The organism is Bacillus sp. AR13-1, from assembly GCF_008042285.1.
Lineage (GTDB): Bacteria > Bacillota > Bacilli > Bacillales > Bacillaceae_G > Bacillus_A > Bacillus_A mycoides.
This window is the reverse complement of sequence record NZ_QNUA01000025.1, coordinates 132,165-148,447: the sequence shown is the minus strand read 5'-3', so window position 1 is coordinate 148,447 and position 16,283 is coordinate 132,165. Positions and strand designations below refer to the sequence as shown.

At 34.6% G+C, this 16,283-nt stretch carries 14 protein-coding genes and 1 pseudogene; all 15 read left to right on the top strand.

Annotated features, from left to right (window positions below; all coding sequences use genetic code 11):
• Nucleotides 1-188 precede the first annotated feature (188 nt).
• The 15 genes and pseudogenes from DN408_RS19450 to DN408_RS19385 all read left to right on the top strand — a co-directional run bounded on the left by DN408_RS19450 (nt 189) and on the right by DN408_RS19385 (nt 16,268).
• A complete protein-coding gene (locus DN408_RS19450) occupies nt 189-755 on the top strand; it encodes a glycerol-3-phosphate responsive antiterminator (RefSeq protein ID WP_002169199.1) in 567 nt (188 codons plus the stop codon).
• Nucleotides 752-1,849 (top strand): ABC transporter ATP-binding protein, encoded by a 1,098-nt coding sequence (locus tag DN408_RS19445; RefSeq protein WP_002169198.1) that lies wholly within the window; start codon nt 752-754, stop codon nt 1,847-1,849. Before DN408_RS19450 ends, DN408_RS19445 begins: the two co-directional genes overlap by 4 nt.
• A complete protein-coding gene (locus DN408_RS19440) occupies nt 1,849-2,781 on the top strand; it encodes a carbohydrate ABC transporter permease (protein ID WP_002125116.1) in 933 nt (310 codons plus the stop codon). The genes DN408_RS19445 and DN408_RS19440 overlap by 1 nt, the downstream gene beginning before the upstream one ends.
• On the top strand, nt 2,778-3,599 hold the full coding sequence (locus DN408_RS19435) for a carbohydrate ABC transporter permease (RefSeq protein ID WP_002125118.1): 822 nt from the start codon (nt 2,778-2,780) through the stop codon (nt 3,597-3,599). Before DN408_RS19440 ends, DN408_RS19435 begins: the two co-directional genes overlap by 4 nt.
• Before the next feature lie 27 nt (nt 3,600-3,626).
• Nucleotides 3,627-5,003: an ABC transporter substrate-binding protein gene (locus DN408_RS19430; protein ID WP_002134301.1), complete on the top strand. Its 1,377-nt coding sequence runs from the start codon at nt 3,627-3,629 to the stop codon at nt 5,001-5,003.
• Between the two features lie 419 nt (nt 5,004-5,422).
• The gene (locus tag DN408_RS19425; protein WP_033730987.1) at nt 5,423-6,127 is read left to right on the top strand and encodes a metallophosphoesterase family protein; all 705 of its coding nucleotides are present in this window, start codon (nt 5,423-5,425) and stop codon (nt 6,125-6,127) included.
• A gap of 212 nt (nt 6,128-6,339) precedes the next feature.
• On the top strand, nt 6,340-7,011 hold the full coding sequence (locus DN408_RS19420; protein ID WP_002091066.1) for a response regulator transcription factor: 672 nt from the start codon (nt 6,340-6,342) through the stop codon (nt 7,009-7,011).
• A gap of 11 nt (nt 7,012-7,022) precedes the next feature.
• Nucleotides 7,023-8,261, top strand: coding sequence for a sensor histidine kinase (locus DN408_RS19415; protein WP_002125123.1), 1,239 nt, complete (start codon nt 7,023-7,025; stop codon nt 8,259-8,261).
• A 233-nt stretch (nt 8,262-8,494) separates the two neighbouring features.
• A complete protein-coding gene (locus tag DN408_RS19410) occupies nt 8,495-9,316 on the top strand; it encodes a hypothetical protein (RefSeq protein ID WP_033731025.1) in 822 nt (273 codons plus the stop codon).
• Between the two features lie 43 nt (nt 9,317-9,359).
• Nucleotides 9,360-10,088, top strand: a complete 729-nt coding sequence (locus DN408_RS19405) for a C39 family peptidase (RefSeq protein WP_147740305.1) — start codon at nt 9,360-9,362, stop codon at nt 10,086-10,088.
• Nucleotides 10,089-10,423: 335 nt separating this feature from the next.
• A pseudogene (locus tag DN408_RS32635) lies at nt 10,424-11,467 on the top strand (HAMP domain-containing protein); the annotation flags it as partial.
• Nucleotides 11,459-12,406, top strand: a complete 948-nt coding sequence (locus DN408_RS32630; RefSeq protein WP_435575409.1) for a methyl-accepting chemotaxis protein — start codon at nt 11,459-11,461, stop codon at nt 12,404-12,406. The pseudogene DN408_RS32635 and the gene DN408_RS32630, both read left to right, overlap by 9 nt.
• Before the next feature lie 78 nt (nt 12,407-12,484).
• Complete coding sequence (locus tag DN408_RS19395; protein WP_078178075.1) at nt 12,485-14,089, top strand: sensor histidine kinase; 1,605 nt, start codon at nt 12,485-12,487, stop codon at nt 14,087-14,089.
• Nucleotides 14,090-14,091: 2 nt separating this feature from the next.
• Nucleotides 14,092-14,799, top strand: coding sequence for a response regulator (locus DN408_RS19390; RefSeq protein WP_147740303.1), 708 nt, complete (start codon nt 14,092-14,094; stop codon nt 14,797-14,799).
• 122 nt (nt 14,800-14,921) lie between these two features.
• Nucleotides 14,922-16,268 (top strand): 2-hydroxycarboxylate transporter family protein, encoded by a 1,347-nt coding sequence (locus DN408_RS19385; RefSeq protein ID WP_002063728.1) that lies wholly within the window; start codon nt 14,922-14,924, stop codon nt 16,266-16,268.
• Nucleotides 16,269-16,283: the final 15 nt, after the last annotated feature.

Below are 16,283 nucleotides of genomic sequence, written 5' to 3'. Positions count from 1 at the left end.
AATAAATGCGTAATATAGTAAAGGTAACAAAATAACTAGGGTAGAGAACATTTGAGAACACCCGCTTACATATAACGTGCCGCTTTCTTAAGTGTGCTCTATTCCCTAGAGTTCAAATAAGGAGAAAGGTGTTCTATGTAAGTAGGTGTTTTTAGTTTGGATAAAAATAGAAAAGCTAGGTGGAATAAATGTTTAAAGAACCTTATATTGCGATGATAAAGGATTGGGAAGGGTACAAAACATACAAAAAATTACCGAAAACAGTTTTTCTTATGACTGGTTCAATGCTGGAGTTACCAGAGCGTGTATATGAACTACAGAAACATGGACACGATGTATTTCTTCATTGTGATTTTATACAAGGCTTAAATACGAACACAGAGGAAGCACTTTTATATATTCAAGATGTTATCGGAGCACAAGGTATTATTTCGACAAAGGGATCGACAATTCGAAATGCCAATAAAATTGGATTGAAAACGATTCAACGCATTTTTATTGTTGATACTTTATCTCTTACAAAATCAATTGAAAATTGTAAAACGACTAAACCGAATGCAGTAGAGATTATGCCTGGCATTATGCCTTCTATTATTAAACAGCTAGCGGAGGAAATAAAATTCCCTATTATTGCAGGTGGGCTGATTCAAACGCGAGAGGATGCAGAAATCGCAATTCGTGCAGGAGCAAGTGCAATTTCAACGAGTCATTATGAAGTGTGGATACAAGAAGAAAAAAGGAGTGCAACCTTGTGATTGAATTGAAAAATGTTTCAAAGGTATATAAAAATGCGGAAGAGACAGCAGTTAAAGACGTATCAGTTCATATTAAAAGAGGAGAATTTTTTGTTTTAGTTGGACCTTCGGGATGTGGAAAAAGTACATTATTACGAATGCTGGCTGGTTTAGAAGAAATTTCTTCGGGAGATTTAATTATTAATGAACATGTTGCAAATGATTTAGAGCCAAAAGATCGTAATCTATCAATGGTATTTCAAAATTATGCGCTATACCCACATTTATCTGTAGAAGAAAATATTTTATTTGGACTTAAGGTAAGAAAAGTACAGAAAGAAGAACGACAAAAACGATTGATGGAAGCTGTTGAGATGGTAGGGTTGAAGGAATATGTCAAAATGAAGCCTGGGCAACTATCAGGTGGACAAAGACAGCGTGTTGCACTTGCTAGGGCCATCGTCAGTCAAGCACCGATTTGTTTAATGGATGAACCACTTTCGAATTTAGATGCGAAATTACGTGCACAGATGAGGATTGAAATTAGAGAAATTCAGCAACGATTAGGAATTACGATGATTTACGTTACTCACGATCAAATAGAAGCAATGACTATGGGAGATCGTATTATGGTTTTAAATAAAGGAAGTATACAACAAGTTGGAACACCGCTTGATATATATAACGAACCAGCAAACGAATTTGTTGCAAGTTTTATAGGTTCTCCTTCTATGAATATAAATGATGGGGAAGTGGATAAAGAAAAAGGCATATTACATATAGGGCAATTGCAAATTCCATTATCTATTGGACAGTTAAAGCAATTACCAGAAGGAATAATTCGAATCGGCATGCGTCCTGAGCATATTGCATTGTCTGAGGAAGGACAAGAAGTTACGCTGCAATCTGTAGAAGTATTAGGGAATGAATCTATATTAAACTTTGCGGTAAATGGAACAACTTGGAGTGCGAAAGTCATCGGACAGTTACTCCTGAACAAAGGTGACAAAGTAAAATTATTATTCTCGCAAGAAAAACTATGCTTCTTTCACCAAAATACGAATGAACGATTAAAAGTGGTGGCTGAAGAAGAGTTGAAAGTGGTGGCGAAATAATGATTGAAGTAGGTAAGTTACCAGTTCAAACAACAGTGTCAAAAAAGAAGAGTTTATGGGGCAGAACGAAAGATTTAAGAATAGGATTATTGTTTTTGGCGCCATCTATTTTGTTATTTTCAATTTTTCTTTTCTATCCATTGTTTAGGACGATCTACTATAGCTTTTATTTAACAGATATACACGGAGAAGCTAATCTTTTCGTTGGCTTAGAAAATTATCAATATTTATTTTCGGATCCTGCTTTCTATAAAAGTATAAAGTCAACTTTATTATTTGTTTTATATACAGTGCCTACTAGTATTGTATTCGCCTTATTTCTTGCATTAATTGCAAATGAAAAAGTAAGAGGGATCGGGTTATTCCGAGTACTGTTTTCTTCAACGATGGGAATATCAGTAGCTGCTAGTGCAGTGATTTGGCTATTTTTATTTCATCCAAGTGTAGGGTTATTTAATAATATATTAGCCTCTATGAATCTTCCGGCAATCGCATGGTTAACGAGTCCGGACTGGGCACTGTTTTCTGTATCGGTTACAACGGTTTGGGTGAATACAGGATTTGCATTTTTAGTTATATTAGGTGGTTTACAAAATATTGATACGTCTTTATATGAGAGTGCATCTATAGATGGTGCTAGTTATTTACATAAGCTTCGCCGCGTCACATTACCGATGCTATCACCAACTTTATTTTTTATCGTGACAGTAACGTTAATTAGTGCATTCCAAAGCTTTGGACAAATTGATATTTTAACGCACGGTGGACCGAATGATGCAACGAATTTAATTGTGTACTCGATTTATAAAGAGGCATTTGTAAATCATCAATTTGGAACAGCAAGTGCACAAGCGATGGTATTATTTATTTTCATTTTTATTGCTACATTGATTCAATTTAAGTTTGCTGAGAGAAAGGTGCATTATAAATGATCGTTAAACAGTGGAAACAAAATTTCCTATTATACATGCTGCTCATTATTAGTGCAGTAATGGTGTTTTTTCCTGTACTGTATGCGTTTTTAATAAGCTTTATGACACCAGACGATATTCAAATGAGAAGGTTATTTCCAACTCAATTTACTTTTGATAATTTCATTAATATTTTTCAAAAAGTACCTCTTTTTACATACTTATATAACAGTTTAATTGTATCGACAGTTGTTATGCTTGGACAACTTATCGTATCCAGTTTAGCAGCTTATGCTTTTGTTTTTCTTCAGTTTAAAGGTAGAAACTTAATTTTCTTTTTGTTTATTTCAACAATGCTTATTCCGTGGGAAGCAACGATGGTACCGAACTTTTTAACGATTCAAAACTTCGGATGGATTAATAGTTTTGCTGGGATGACGGTGCCGTTTTTTGCAACAGCTTTCGGTATTTTCTTACTACGTCAACATTTTATGACACTTCCGAATGAACTGAAAGAAGCTGCTTTTATTGAAGGGATTGGAAATGTAAGGTTTTTATTCAGTGTTGTAATTCCGTATTGTAAAACGAGTTTTATTACGCTTGGAGTATATAGCTTTTTAACAACGTGGAATATGTATTTGTGGCCGCTCTTAGTAACCACTGATGAAAAAGTAAGAACGGTTCAAATTGGTGTAAAGCAGCTTCAATCTCAAGAAGTTGCAACTGATTGGGGCAGTGTAATGGCCGGTGTTACGGTTATCGTCATTCCAACGTTGATTTTACTATTTTTAGGGCAAAAGCAATTACAAAAAGGATTAACAAAAGGTGCAATTAAATAAGCATACATAGGAAAAGGTGGGATTGAGATGAGTTTATTGAAAAAAAGTGCTGCTCTTTTAATGGCAGCCACAATGGCATTAACCGGCGCAGCTTGTTCAAATAGTAAAACAGAGGGGAAACCTGAAGCACAGGCAAAGGTAGCTCCAGTTGAAAAGAATGGTGATAAAACTGTAATTCGTTTCTGGCATGCAATGGGTGGAAAAACACAAGGTGTACTAGATGGGCTTGTTGCAGACTATAATAAGTCGCAGAATAAATACGAGATAAAGGCAGAGTTCCAAGGAACATACGAAGAGTCTTTAACGAAATTTAAAACGATGTCTGCAACGAAAGAAGCGCCAGCTCTTGTTCAATCGAGTGAAATTACAACGAAGTATATGATTGATAGCAAAAAGATTACGCCTATCGATAGCTGGATTAAAAAAGATAAGTACGATACATCAAAATTAGAAAAAGCAATTACGAACTATTATTCAGTTGATGAAAAAATGTATTCTATGCCGTTTAATTCATCTACACCAGTATTAATTTATAATAAGGATGCTTTCGCGAAGGCTGGATTAGATCCAGAGAAAGCTCCGCAAACATATGATGAGTTAAAAGAAGCGGCGAAAAAGTTAACGATTAAAGAAGGCGGAAATGTAAAGCAGTATGGATTTTCAATGCTGAATTATGGTTGGTTCTTTGAAGAGTTGTTAGCGACACAAGGTGCTTTATATGTAGACAACGAAAACGGCCGTAAAGATGCTGCAAAGAAAGCGGTATTTAACGGAAAAGAAGGTCAAAAAGTATTTGGGATGTTAGATGAATTAAATAAAGCTGGTGCACTTGGAAAGTATGGAGCAAGTTGGGATGATATTCGTGCTGCGTTCCAGTCTGGACAAGTTGCTATGTATTTAGATTCTTCAGCTGGTGTTCGTGATTTAATTGATGCATCTAAGTTTAATGTAGGCGTTTCGTATATTCCGTATCCAGAAGATTCGAAACAAAATGGTGTTGTTATTGGCGGTGCTTCATTATGGATGACGAATATGGTTTCAGAAGAAACGCAGCAAGGTGCTTGGGACTTTATGAAATATTTAACGAAGCCAGATGTACAAGCAAAATGGCATACTGCAACAGGATATTTCTCAATTAATCCAGATGCATATAATGAGCCGTTAGTAAAAGAGCAGTATGAAAAGTATCCGCAGTTAAAAGTAACGGTAGAGCAATTACAAGCAACGAAGCAATCTCCAGCAACTCAAGGTGCATTAATTAGTGTATTCCCAGAATCAAGAGATGCAGTCGTAAAAGCATTAGAAGCAATGTATGACGGGAAAAATAGTAAAGAAGCGTTAGATGAAGCTGCAAAAACAACAGATAGAGCAATTAGTATTTCAGCTCGTACGAGTCAAAAATAAGAGAAAGCCGCATCCTTTTTCAGGATGCGGCTTTCTCTATTGGGAGATAAGGGATCAAAGAAATGATGAAGTCTTATCTCTTTTATATGAGTAAAGGGTCTAGAAAGAATATTGTCCTTTTCATTATTTGTTTAACTCCATTGCAACTTGTTTACCATTTACGAAAACCTCTGCCACTGCTACTACAACTTCCATCACTTTTTTCATATCTCATCTCTCCTTGTTTTTTGTTTCATTTCTTACTTTTAGTATAAAGAAATATAGTAATTGCAACTATCGAATTGGATGACAAGAGACTTACAGTGTTGTAAGGATAATAGTTTTATTTGTAATAAATGCTATTTCGAATTATGATTCAGAAATTTCTGTCGTTTTAATCTATAATTAGAAAGAGAATGGTTTAGAAAGAAGGGGAAGAAATGAAGAGAATACTTGTTATTAGTGATATTCATGGAGAAATAGAAAAGTTCGAACAGTTATTGGAAGAAGCTCAATACGATGCAGGACAGGATCAATTGATTTTATTAGGGGATTATATAGATCGTGGTCCAAATGCGCGTGCAGTAATTGAAAAGGTAAAAGAGTTAAAAGAAGCGGGAGCCCTCGTTCTAAAGGGCAATCATGAAGATATGATGATCAAGGCGTTAACGACTGATAAGGAACGTTCATGGAACCATTGGGTAAAAAGGAATGGTGGAGATAAAACGTTATATAGCTATGGATTTGTAGAAGAAGACATTGCGGTTAATGAGGAAAACTTCCAAAAACCGATTTTACAATCTCATATATTAGAGGAACATGTAACGTTTATTCAAGAATTAGATCATTACATTGAAACAGAAGAGTATATCTTTGTACATGCTGGTGTTGAGCCGATGAACCGAGTTTCTGAATCTGAACCATATACATTAATGTGGATCCGTAATGAATTTCATAATGGATATAGCGGCGAAAAGGTTGTTGTATTTGGCCATACGGAAACAAAAATGCTTCATGGTAGTGAGAATTGCGGAGTGTATTTTGGTAGTAATCGTATTATTGGAATTGATGGTGGGGCTGTGTATGGTGGTCAGTTAAATTGTTTGGAGTTGCCAAGTAAAAAGGTATATGTAGTAAAAAATTGAAAGAGATAAGAGGAATCTTATTTCTTTCAATTTTTTATTAAGCAAAATTTAAGAAAGAGCCTTTATAATAAAGGTTCAAAATTTTATATCGAGCAAAACTTTAGAAGGAAATAGTTGAAAATGAAATTACATAATATGATTACATTATTTCGTTATGAAGAGAAGAGATGCAATAATAAAGAAAGTTGAAATAGATTGTGGAAGGTGAGAATATGCGCTTACTTGTAGTAGAAGATAATGCCTCGTTATTAGAGTCTATCGTACAAATTTTACGTGATGAATTTGAAGTGGATACGGCAATGAATGGGGAAGACGGCTTGTTTTTGGCGCTGCAAAACATTTATGATGCAATTTTGCTTGATGTGATGATGCCAGAAATGGACGGATTTGAAGTGATTCAAAAAATACGTGATGAAAAGATTGAAACGCCAGTCCTGTTTTTGACAGCGAGGGATTCTTTAGAAGATCGAGTGAAAGGATTGGACTTTGGTGGAGATGATTATATTGTTAAACCGTTTCAGGCCCCTGAATTAAAAGCGAGAATTCGTGCATTACTACGCAGAAGTGGTAGTTTAACAACACAGCAGACCATTCGCTATAAAGGGATTGAATTGTTCGGAAAAGATAAAGACATTCAAGTAGATGGACAAGGTATTAAGCTGACATTAAAACAATATGAGCTACTAGAGTATCTCATTCAAAATAGCGGGAAGATTTTAATGCGTGAACAAATTTTTGATCGTGTTTGGGGATTTGATTCTGATACGACAGTAGCAATTGTAGAAGTGTATGTACATCATTTACGTAAAAAATTAGAACCATTCGGTTATCAGAAAGATATTCAAACCGTTCGTGGTATTGGATATATATTAAAAGAACAATGAGAAAGGGAAGCATGTTTCAAAAGACACGTATTCGTCTAACTATATTGAATTCGTTAGTATTTATCCTATTAATAGGTGTATTAGGTAGTATTATTTATTCGTACACATACAAGCGTACTTATAATGAAGTGGATCAATCTATAAAAATGATAACTCAGTATAGAGAAAAATTTGATGTTAAAATGCCACCACCAAGAAAACGTATAGAGAATATCAAAATTCGAGACCCACGGATAACTATAATAACTTGGAATGGAAAAATAGTGGAGATAGAAGGCGATAACCATAAATTTCGCTCTAACTTTGAAGGGGATTTGGAAAAGTTTTCTCCAAAAAAGGTAGGGGATTTGCAAGATATTGAAGTGCAAGGACGATATTTTAGAATGTTTGCGTTTCAAGAAGATGGAAAAATAGTTCAAATTGTACGTGATACAACAGCTGAAGAAGAAATGCTAAATACTTTATTTTTAATTCTCATAATAGGTTGTAGCATAGGCAGTCTATGTGCAATAGGTATCGGTTTTTTCCTAGCTGGCAGGGCACTGATACCTATTCAAAATTCATGGGAGAAACAGCAGCAATTCGTTTCCGATGCATCACATGAATTAAGAACACCGCTTGCAGTTATTCAATCAAAAACGGATGTATTATTCCAGTCCCCATCCGCTACGATAGAAGAAAAAGCCGTGGATATCTCTACAATTTCAAAAGAATGTAGGCGGCTATCGAAACTCGTTAGCAATTTATTGTTGTTAGCACGTTCGGATTCTAATCAAATTGAGATGGATAAGAAAACATTTGAACTGGATAAGTTGTTAGAAGAAATTATAAATCCATATAAAGAAATTGCCTCTTATCAAGAAAAAGCGATGATATTAAAAGTAGAACATGATATAACGTTTATGGGTGATAGAGAGAGAATCCATCAAATGATGGTCATATTGTTAGATAATGCGATGAAGTATACGAATGAAGATGGGCATATTCAAATTGATTGCACACAAACGAGTAATTCAATTCGTATACGGGTGAAAGATAATGGGATAGGAGTTAAAGAAGAAGATATTCCAAATTTATTTGATCGTTTTTATCAAGGAGACAAAGCAAGAAGTATGTCAGAAGGAGCTGGGTTAGGTCTTTCAATCGCTAATTGGATTGTAGAAAAGCATTATGGAAAAATATCGGTAGAGAGCAAATGGGGAGAAGGAACTTGTTTTGAAGTGATTTTCCCAAAAAATCAAAGATTATAAGTGAGAAGACGACCTTGTTTTTACAAGGTCGTCTTTTTTAAGGGAAAGTTAAGGAATAACTTGTAGCATGTATTACATAATGGAAACTTGTGATGGAAAGAAAAGATGTAAGTTTTTTTGAATGAACTGGATAAATCATAAGGTTATTTCTAACAGAGATGAAGTTTATGTATAGTATAAAAAAAAATTATGGGAAAGCTGGAAAAAGAAAGCGTGAGAGGGAGGAAGAAGTCTTGAAAAAGAAAATGATGATGGTATTCACTATTGGAGTAATGAGTTTAAGTATATTAGGGGGTGCCTCCCCTTCTGGAATGACAAAAGGAAAGACAGATTACACGCAGCGTAGTAAAGAACAATTAAATGATGGGAAAATACATGCAATGCATACGGAAGAAAAAGCGGAAAAGTTAGGCATTGAAACGGATGGGAAAGAACAAATTACGTTAGAAAAAGAAATTCATGAGACGGAAGTAGGAAGAGAAGCTAATCAATTAGGTATCTCGGCAGAAGGGAAAGATGTTGGAATTCTTTCAGAAGAAATTTATGAAACAAAAGTGAGGAAAGAAGCGTTGAAACTAGGAATATCTATAGAGAATACGTCGATTGTAAGTTTAATTGATCAAATTAATAAGATTAAAATTAATAATGAAGCAGAAAAGCTTGGTGTTTCAACTGAAGGAAAAGAAATAGAAGAGATTGAGGAAGAAATCTACGGAACGAAAGTTAGAGAAGAAGCAGAAAAGCTAGGTATTGCTCAACAAGGAAAAGAGATGGAAGGGTTAGCACAAGAAGTGTACGAACAAAAAGTACAGGAAGAAGCAAAAAAATATCATATTGATTTATATGGCAAAGATATATATCAAGTATTAAGAGAAATAAATGAGCAAAAGGTAATAGAAATAGCAGATGAGCTAGGTATGGATAGAACGAATTTGAAGATTCAAGATTTAGCGGAGAAGATAAATCTTGAACAACCTGAAAAGGGAAAAGAGCTTAAGTTTGTTCCTATGGTTCAAACAGATGCTGATGCGTTTTATTCGTATTTAACGAATTAAAAAGGGCGTGAGAATGATACGAAAATGGAAGTGGTATATATGTATGGCCTTACTATGTATAGGGGTATGGGGTGCATATACAAATGGAATTACAAAGTATGTGGAGAAAGTAAAGGGGGTACTATTTTCAAGTGTACAAAGTCAAAAACGAATAGAGTTTAGTAATAACGATGAAAAAGTCATGTTATCAAATGTGCCTTTAATTCAGCAATTACCAGAGTTAGATAGAGGCTGCGAAGTAACAAGTTTAGCGATGATGTTACAATACGCAGGTGTTTCTGTAGATAAGATGAAATTAGCAAATGAAATAAAAAAAGTTAATTTTATGGAAGATGGTGTACGTGGGAATCCGAATGAAGGATTTGTAGGGAATATTTATACCTTTTCTGAATCCGGATACGGTGTATATCACGGACCACTTTTTCAGTTAGCAAAAAAATATTTACCGAATAAAGCTGTGGACTTAACAGGGAAGAGTATAGAAGAAATTTATAAGAGTGTAAAAGCAGGGCACCCGGTAGTCATGATTACGAATGCAACATATGCTTCTTTAGATGAAGATGAATTTACTACATGGGAAACAAATAGTGGGGATGTTTCTATTACGTATAATGAACATTGTGTTGTACTTGTTGGGTACGATAAGGAATCTGTATATATTCGAGATCCCCTCGATGATAGCTTAGATGTAAAAGTGCCAAGAGGAAAATTTGAACAGGCATGGGTGCAGATGGGGAGTCAGGCAATTAGCTATGTAAATAACTCCAAATAAATTAGGAAGAAGAGCATGAACTATATAACTATAAGGTGAAGGATAAAGATTTAAGGAATTGTAAGAGAAGCTGTTAAAAAACAAGAGAACTTTAGCTTATTATATATGCTAAAGTTCTCTTGTTTTTTAGGATTAAAATGTTAAGGAGAAATAGATATGTAAAATTTAATATTTTATAAAGTTCTCTTGTTTTTTAGGATTAAAATGTTTAGGAGAAGTGGATATGTAAAAATGCATAATTGACGAAAAAATTACATGTTATCATTATATATTGTTTTATACATGTTGATTGTATAAAATTACACAAGTGTTCTATTACATAAAGGAGGCTTATTATGCAAAATATATTTAACTGGGTTAAAAGTATGAGTATCAAGAAAAAATTAATCATTTCATTTTTTATTATTTTAACTATACCAGGACTTATTATCGGTGGTGTTTCATATCAAACTGCCAAAACAAATTTTGAACATCAAATGACCGATAAAGCAAAGGAGAATATTTCAGTTTTAAATACTGTTATTTCTCAAAATATAGAAGAGAAATTTGTTGATGCGACGTACTTTGCAGAAATCTTAACAGAGGATACATATCCAAATGGACAAGAAGAAATAGTAAGAACGAAGTTAGCACAATATATAAAGCTTCATCCAGAAGTAGAAGGTATTTATATTGGAACGCAGACGGGGAAGTTTATAAGAGAACCATTTATTCAAATGTCTGATGGCTATAATCCAACAGATAGATCGTGGTATAAAGAAGCGCATGAAAATAAAGGAAAGGTAATTGTTACTGCACCGTATCAATCAGCATCTACAAAAAATATGGTAGTGACAATTGCTAAGGAAGTAAAAGATGGTAAAGGTGTTATAGGCATTAACTTGAATTTGGATAACATCCTAAAGGTTTCAAAAATGATTAACATTGGTGAAAAAGGCTATGCAGTTATTTTAGATCAAAATAAGCAAATTGTTAGTCATCCGTCTAGAAAGCCAGGTTCAAAGGTTACTGATACTTGGATTAAACCAATTTATGAAGACAAACAAGGAAATGTATCTTATACAGAACAAGATGATAAAAAGAATTTAATCTTTACAACAAATGAGAAAACAGGATGGAAAATAGTTGGAGTTATGTTTGACGAAGAAATTATGCAAGCTGCCAGTCCAGTGTTTTATAAGACTTTGATTGTCATAGCTATCGCTATTGCATTTGGTAGTGTATTAATTTATTTCATTACAAATTCTATTACAAGGCCATTACGACAAATAGCTGAATCGGCACATAAAATTAGTAAGGGAGATTTAACAGAAAAAATTACAATCCATTCCAAGGATGATATAGGGAAACTAGGGAATGCATTTAATGAAATGTCTACGTCTTTACAAGATGTGATCACCCAAATTAGCTTTTCAGCAGAACATGTTGCAGCATCGGCAGAAGAGTTAACAGCGAGCGTACAGCAAGCGAATGATGCGACAGATCAAATTACAATTGCAATGGAACAAGTATCAGGTGGGGCTGAATCACAAAGCCAAGGTGTTGAAGAAGGCGCGGCTACATTACAACAAGTAAATACAGCAATTCAAGATGTAACTGGAAGCGCAGAGTCAATTTCTATTTCCTCATTACATGCGCGAGAAAGAGCTGAAGAGGGAGAAGATTTAGTTGAACAAACCGCAAAACAAATGCAGTCTATTTCTAGGTCGGTATCCCAGTCAGATGCTATTATTAAACTTCTTGATGAGAAATCAAAGCAGGTAGGAGCTATTTCTGAAGCAATTCAAAACATTGCTACTCAAACGAACTTATTAGCTTTAAATGCAGCTATTGAAGCGGCAAGAGCAGGGGAACAGGGCCGAGGCTTTGCTATTGTAGCAGATGAAGTAAGAAAGTTAGCAGAGCAATCAGGAGAGTCATCCGGAGAAATCGCGAATTTAATTACGGAAATTAAGGCTGATATTGAACATACTGTTAAGGCAATGGATAATGTGAGTGGGGAAGTTCAACAAGGCTTAGATGTTGTAACAAAAACGAAAGTAAGTTTTACAGAAATTTTAAGTTCTACTACTCATATTGTTTCTCAAGTTAATCAAATGGTAGAAACAACGAAGAGTATAGCTGGAGATGCAAACGAAGTAACAAATGCTATTGATGAAATTGCAGCGGCGGCAGAAGAAAATACAGCTAGTATGCAAAGTGTTGCAGCTTCAACAGAAGAACAAGTAAATTCGATGGAAGAAATTAGTTCGGCTTCGCAAAACTTAGCTGAGATGGCCGAAGAACTACAAGCAATGACTAGTAAATTTAAAGTATAATAACAGCAAATAAGTAAGGTGAAAATAATATTACCTTGCTTATTTTTATATTCAGTAATTAGGGGAGTCATTAACGGGATGAAAAAAAGAAAAAGACTATGGAATTTATGGAAAACGATTACATTGTTAGTTTGTACGGTTGTAATTTTTTCTTTACTTGTTACAGATATATTAATTAGTCATAATGTAGAGCGGACAACGGAGGATAGCCAGGCAGAGAAAGCGAAAACAATTGCACATATTGTGGCGAATGATTCAGTAGTAATCGATGGTTTAATTGGGAAAGCAGATACATCCGCCATCCAAACGTATACAAATAGGATATTAAAAAATACAGGTGTTCAATTTATTGTCGTTATGGACATGGATGGGATAAGAAAGTCTCACCCAAATCCTCAAAAAATAGGTCTTCATTTCGTTGGAGGGGATGAAGGAACGGTATTGAAGGGAAAGGAACACGTATCTTTAGCAGAAGGAACTTTAGGGATTTCAATGCGAGTATTCGTTCCTGTTTTTGCTGACACAGGTGAACAGCTTGGTGCGGTTGCTGTTGGTATTTCAGCAGATAATGTAAAAGAAAGAGTTAAGGAAAGTAGACATATTATTTATATTGGTGTCGGAGTTGGATTGTTAATTGGCATTATAGGAGCGATATTGCTAGCTAGACATATAAAGAAGAGTCTGTTTGGTCTGGAACCGCACAGGATAGCGAAAATTCTTGAAGAAAGAAATACGATGTTACAATCGGTCAAAGAAGGTATTATTGCTGTAGATAAAGAAGCGAAAGTAACGTTAATTAATAATGAAGCAAAACGGCTATTTAAGAAAAGTGGACTTGAAGAAGACTTTATTGGTAAAGATGTTGAATTGTATATGCCGAATTCACGTATAAAAGAAGTGTTGCAAACAGGAGAGGTACAATTAAACGAAGAACAAAAAATTTATGGGATTACGATTGTTACGAATCGTGTTCCTTTATATGTAAAAGGAGAAATAGTTGGTGCGATTGCAACATTTCGTGATAAAACAGAAATCAGAAAATTGGCAGAAGAATTAACTGGTATTAGGCTATATGCGGAAGCATTACGGGCACAATCTCATGAATTTATGAATAAAATGCATGTCGTATTAGGGCTAACACATATGAAACAGTATGAAGAATTGCAGAAATATGTAAGTAGTATGGTATCAGAGCATCAATATGAAATAGGGGGGATTATGAAAAAAATTCAAAGCCCAGTATTTGCTGGTTTTTTATTAGGTAAACTTAGCTATGCTAGAGAGAAAAATATAAAGTTAATTATAAGTGAAGGCTCTTATTTACCAGAAATATATGATGAAAGTATGATTCATGAACTTATTACGATTGTCGGAAACTTAATTGATAATGCGTTAGATGCGGTAGCGAATTGTAAAAAGAAGCAAGTTGAAGTTGGTATACAGTATGGGGACACAGACACATTAACTATTACAGTACAAGATGCGGGGAAAGGTATACAAGAAGAGGAGATGGATGCATTATTTACAAAAGGTTATTCCACAAAGGGAGATAATCGCGGTTATGGTTTGTATCTTGTAAAAGAAAGTATACAGCGAATAAATGGGGAAATTCATATTCATTCATTGGTAGGAGAAGGAACAACGATAACAATTGAAATACCTAATAGTAGGGATGAGAGGTAAAGATGATTAAAGTTTTAATTGTAGAAGATGATCCGATGGTGGCAATGTTAAATACACATTATTTAGAGCAAGTGGGAGGATTTGAACTTGTTCATGCAGTTAACTCAGTTAAAGAAGCGATAGAAGGATTAGAGAAGTCACGGGTAGACTTCATATTACTTGATATTTTTATGCCTGAGGAGACTGGATTTGAGCTGTTAATGTATATTCGAAATCAAGAAAAAGAAATTGATATTATGATGATTTCAGCTGTACATGATATGGGAAGTATCAAAAAAGCATTACAATACGGGGTTGTAGATTATTTAATTAAACCCTTTACATTTGAACGATTTAAAGAGGCGTTAACTGTATATCGAGAAAAATTTACTTTCATGAAAGAACAACAAAAAATTAGTCAATCGGAATTAGATTCATTAATTTTGCAAAAAGAAAGAAGAGAGCCAACTGTCACTAAAGAGCTTCCGAAAGGATTAACAAAGCAAACATTGCAACTCATTTGGCAGAAAATCGCATCGCTTAATGGACAAGCATTTACAACTGATGAAATGGCGCAATTAGTAGGGGTTTCGAGAGTTTCTATTCGAAAGTATGTAATGTTTTTGACTGAAATCGGAGTATTAGAGAATGAAATGGTGTATCAAAATGTGGGAAGACCGGTGAGTAAATTAAGGTGTATTGACCGGAATAAAATAGACTTTTACGTATAAGCGACTTATTATAGGTCGCTTATACTTTTTTTAATTACAAAACCAATTACAAAACTTACAAAAACTATTTTTACTATTGAAAGCGTTTTAATATTGTTATTAAGAAAACAAGGGGGTGCCATATGGGAATTCAAAAGAATGTGGAAGCGGTATCATTTTCTGAAGGCAATGAATTGAAAAGTGAATCTTTCGCTTCTAAAATTATGAACGTTAAAATCGGTGTTATACCTTTACCGTTATACGTAGTATTGGCTGCTATTATTTATGGAGCATCTGTATATAATAAATTACCAGCAGATATGATTGGTGGTTTTGCAGTTATTATGATCATGGGTATTTTCTTAGGTGATATTGGAATGAGAATTCCGATATTAAAAAATATCGGTGGTCCAGCAATTCTCTCATTATTTATTCCATCGTTACTTGTATTTTTTAACTGGATGAATCCAGCTTCAATGGAAGCTGCGACTATGTTAATGAAAAAATCGAACTTTTTATATTTATATATTTCTTGTTTAGTAGTTGGAAGTATTTTAGGAATGAACCGTAAAGTGTTAGTGCAGGGTTTCGTTCGTATGTTTATTCCTTTAGTAGTAGGGACGTTAGCTTCTGTAGCAGTGGGCTTATTAGTCGGTTCACTATTTGGATTTGAAATGAAGCAGACATTCTTCTTTATCATCGTACCAATTGTGAGTGGTGGTATCGGGGAAGGGATTTTACCATTGTCGCTAGCTTATAGTGATATTTTAAATGAATCATCAGCAACATTTGTATCACAGCTTATTCCGGCAGCTATTATTGGGAATATGTTTGCAATCGTGAGTGCAGGGTATATGAAGCGTTTAGGTGAGAAGAAACCGGAGCTTAGTGGTAACGGTGTATTAGTGAAAACAGACAATCAAGCAGATTTATTAAAAGAACAAAATACAGAGAAGCCAATTGACTTCTCATTAATGGGAGCAGGTTTATTAATTGCATGTACGTTCTTCATCTTCGGAGGATTTGCTTCTAAGTTCATCGGTATTCCTGGGGCAATCATTATGATTTTCTCAGCAGCACTTGTGAAATACTTTAAATTAATGCCAGCAAAAATGGAGCAAGGAGCATTCCATTTATATAAATTTATTTCAAAGAATTTAACTTGGCCGTTAATGGTCGGGTTAGGATTGCTATATATTCCGTTAAAAGACGTAGCAGCAGTTCTTTCGGTAGGATATGTTGTTGTGTGCGCATCGGTTGTTCTTACAATGGTAGCGTCAGGTTTTCTTGTAGGGAAAGTGATGAAAATGTATCCAGTTGAATCAGCGATTGTAACTGGATGTCATAGTGGCTTAGGTGGAACTGGAGATGTTGCTATTTTATCAGCTTCAAATCGTATGGAATTAATGCCGTTCGCACAAATTTCAACGCGTTTAGGTGGGGCTGCAATGGTCGTAACAGCGACAATTTTATTAAAAATGTTTTCATGATCAAACAAGCTAGCT